Annotated in this window: 2 protein-coding genes and 2 pseudogenes; 2 read left to right on the top strand and 2 right to left on the bottom strand. The window is 51.0% G+C overall.

Going from position 1 to position 3464, the window contains the following annotated elements; all coding sequences use genetic code 11:
* Window positions 1-31: 31 nt before the first annotated feature.
* Both AC5I6P_RS02980 and AC5I6P_RS02975 read right to left on the bottom strand, forming a co-directional pair.
* Window positions 32-301, bottom strand: a complete 270-nt coding sequence (locus tag AC5I6P_RS02980; protein ID WP_495692274.1) for a hypothetical protein — start codon at window positions 299-301, stop codon at window positions 32-34.
* 9 nt (window positions 302-310) lie between these two features.
* Window positions 311-529, bottom strand: a pseudogene (locus AC5I6P_RS02975) (transposase family protein); the annotation flags it as partial.
* A gap of 1435 nt (window positions 530-1964) precedes the next feature.
* Between AC5I6P_RS02975 and AC5I6P_RS02970 the strand changes: the two are divergent.
* Together AC5I6P_RS02970 and AC5I6P_RS02965 are read left to right on the top strand one after the other, a co-directional pair.
* Window positions 1965-2384 (top strand): annotated as a pseudogene (locus tag AC5I6P_RS02970) (IS21 family transposase); the annotation flags it as partial.
* A gap of 75 nt (window positions 2385-2459) precedes the next feature.
* Window positions 2460-3464: tRNA-dihydrouridine synthase family protein (locus tag AC5I6P_RS02965; RefSeq protein ID WP_495692273.1), on the top strand; the 1005-nt coding region annotated here is incomplete at its 3' end.

Raw genomic sequence — 3464 nt, 5'->3', positions numbered from 1 at the left:
GACTCAACTTGACCAGACCCTACTCCTAGCGTCACTGCGTAAGTCCTGAGAATACGCGCACAATTTCTTGCTCACTGACGAGTTTTTGTTCCATTGGCATCACTGCTTGCACCACACCCCGTTGATGGGAGAACAACGACACTAAGCCCACAAAGTTCTGTTGCGATTGGTCGTAGTTGCTAACACTGCCTTTGATGCTTTTGCCGTCACAAGCAAACCACTCACCCGTCTCTACCTCATGCTGTAACTGTGCCCATTCGGTAAACACCTTCGCTAAAACGTCATAGTCCAACCCTTGCATGACTCGACGAAATGTCGAGTACGAAGGGAGCGGCATGTTTGAGGCGAACCCAAGTTTGCAGCAGATCTCTTTGCCATAGACTTCGACAAATTCTGCTAACGGACGATAGCCCCAGTACCCCATCATTGCACCAAGGATGATCAGCACCAACACCAGCCACAGGGGGTGACGCTGACCACGAGCTGCACGAAAGTCTGGAATTTGTTGCAGATGGGCAATCAAGCTCATGGGATTTAAGCTGAGCGACAACACCGCCTAGTTTAGCTTTTCTACACTGACAATGAAACAACCCTGCGGTTGACCGCTTCCTGGTTCCGCACCTGAGCCGATTCCAACCCGGTGTGCTGCTTACAAGCCTCATGAAAAACTTCACAAGCCAGCGATACGTCCAAGTTTCCATCACTCGTCCACTTTCCCAGTGCAGGGCATCGGTTAACAAGAATCGAGGCGCATCCTGTAAATCCTCCTGTTCATGAATCATCACGAGTCGCTTGCGTCCATACTTTTTCAGGCGCACAGTTTTGGTCAATGCCCAAATGACCTTCGTTTCTCCGTTGCGACCTCGCACTTGCGTTTTGCGGAAACTCTCAGGGTGCTCAGTTCTGAGCACCCGCTCCACAGCATCCACGCGCTGCCACTGGTCATTCCACAAGATGTGGCGTGAGCATTCAATCTCGCTGGTCCAATGCTTCCCAGATGCTTCAATCAGTTCTGTTAGTGCTCGTGTTAGCACTCCATTGTCGAAGGCATAATCCGCATTGGGAAAACGTCCTTCCGTCTCAATCTCTCGCACAATATCAACCGCTATCTCGGTACGTTTGCGATACTGCAATTGATGCTTGTGATCATGCAACAACTCCACCAATCGTTCTTGCAACTGCTCCATCGTTTCATAGTTCGGTCTCGCAGTCATCTTCAGATACCTCCGCTCTGCCTCTGAAAAATCCGGCACTTGCACCACTACTTCAATGCCATCAATCAGACGACGATTGGCTATCGTTGCTGTTACGACAGTCTGGAAGCAACTCATCCGCTGCTCAACATAATCATAACTACGCTTGACTCCGAAAATCCGCTCTCCCCGTTCATGATGCGTTAACGTCCAATCCAGGCTAACCACTTCCCGTCCCTGTCCCCGATGCTCTGCTGCCACAATCGTTCGATGCCGCGCCATCAACCCCTCACTATTCCAGCCTGCCTCAAATACCGCTGACTGCATGGCTCGACGACTTCCACCCGCTTCGCTCTGTACCCATTGTCCATAGATCCCTTGTAACGTCTTGTTCTCGCTCAACAACAATCCCGTCACATACCGACTCACCCACTCAAATCCCTCCGCTCGACAAAACAGGTCGCGGTATTTCCCGAATTGCACGGCTATCATGGGTGGCACGTCAACAAATGGCAGCATCAATCCTGACCCAGCAACGCTCCTCACTTTTTCAAAAACTCTTTTTTCTTTCCGGGTAACTTGCCAAGTCGTGACAGTCAGGCAATGCAGTGACAAAGACAGGTAGAAGGCACTCCAACTTGAGGTCACACGCATTGTCGAGCTAGAAAGAAAAAGACACGCTGAAACCATTCTGATTGTGAACGGGAGTGGACAAGCGTGCCGAAAAAAATTGAAACTTATCAAATTCGAGTGTACATAAACGCACGAACAATGGGTTTGACGCAAGTCGAAGCTGCAAGTCTGGCTGGATTTTCAGAACGTACTGGACAACGCATCAAAACGGGCGACCACCGACCGAATCGAGGGCGAGTGCGCGAACACGTACCCGTGTAGCGAAGCTAGTGGCGAAGCACTCCTGATCCGTTGGCTGGGGTGTGGGAGACCGAGTTGGAACCGATGCTGAAAGCCACTCCTAGTCTTCAGCCGATGACCTTGTTTGAGTGGCTGCAAGAACGCTATCTAGGCAAGTATCCGCAAGTGCTACGCACCCTGCAACGACGAGTGGCAGCGTGGAAAGCCTTACATGGCGATGCCAAGGAGGTGATGTTTGAGCTATGCCATGAACCCGGCATGATGGGCTTGTCGGATTTCACCGAACTCAAAGGGATTGAGATTACCATTGCAGGCAAACGGGTAAGAGAACAGGGTTCTCTTTTCTCTGAGGGTAAAACGAATGGATTACGATAGGATGACTTGAGCCATATCATGCAGAGATTCAAATCTCTGAGTCATCCACCAACTCCGCCCATGCCATCTTCCTTGGATCACCTTCCTCCGCCTTTGTGTCCGGGACTCGCTTTGACAGCTCTTGCTCCCATGCAGGATGTGACAGATTGGTTCTTCATGAGCGCGATCGCGGATTATGGCAGTCCCGATTATTTTTTTACTGAGTATTTTCGTGTCCATACCAGTTCAGGACTCAATCACACCACCCTGCGATCGATTACCGAGAACGTCACGGGTCGCCCGATCTTTGCTCAGATCATTGGCGAGAGCATTCCTGACCTTGTGCGTATTGCCCAAGAGCTAAGCCGCTACCCCATCGCAGGCATCGACCTTAACCTGGGATGCCCTGCCCCCAGAATTTATCGCAAAAATGTGGGGGGTGGTCTGTTGCGTGATCCTGAAAAGGTAGACCAAATTTTGGGCGAGTTGCGACGATCGATCGATGGGCTCTTGACCGTCAAAATGCGAATCGGTTTTGACAACACAGCTAACTTTGATCGTCTTCTTGATCTCATTAATCTGCACAACATCGACTTGTTGAGTTTGCATGGTCGAACCGTCAAGGAAATGTACCATAGCGCCGTCCATTATGATCTCATTGCCCACGCCGTACAACGGGTGAACTGTCCGGTCTTAGCAAATGGCAACGTCACATCCGCAGCCTCAGCTGCTGCCATCCTCTCCTGTACAGGAGCCGCAGGAGTCATGGTTGGTCGCGCGGCGATCCGCAATCCCTGGATTTTTAAGCAAATTCGCCAATACCTGAGCGGGCAGACGGTATCTACCATTACATTGGGGACAGTGCGCCACTATATTGAGCGATTGCGTCAAACAACCACAGGGCAGGCAGTACCAGAGCGGGCGCGCGTGAGCTATCTCAAGATGTATCTCAACTACATCGCTCAGAGTGTAGATGCCGCAGGCGCTTTTTGGTCGTGTTCTAGACATGGGGATTCATCAGTCAAACCGCCCGTCCAAATTCAT

It is taken from the genome of Myxacorys sp., from assembly GCF_059501405.1.
This window is presented reverse-complemented; position numbering and strand designations above follow the sequence as displayed.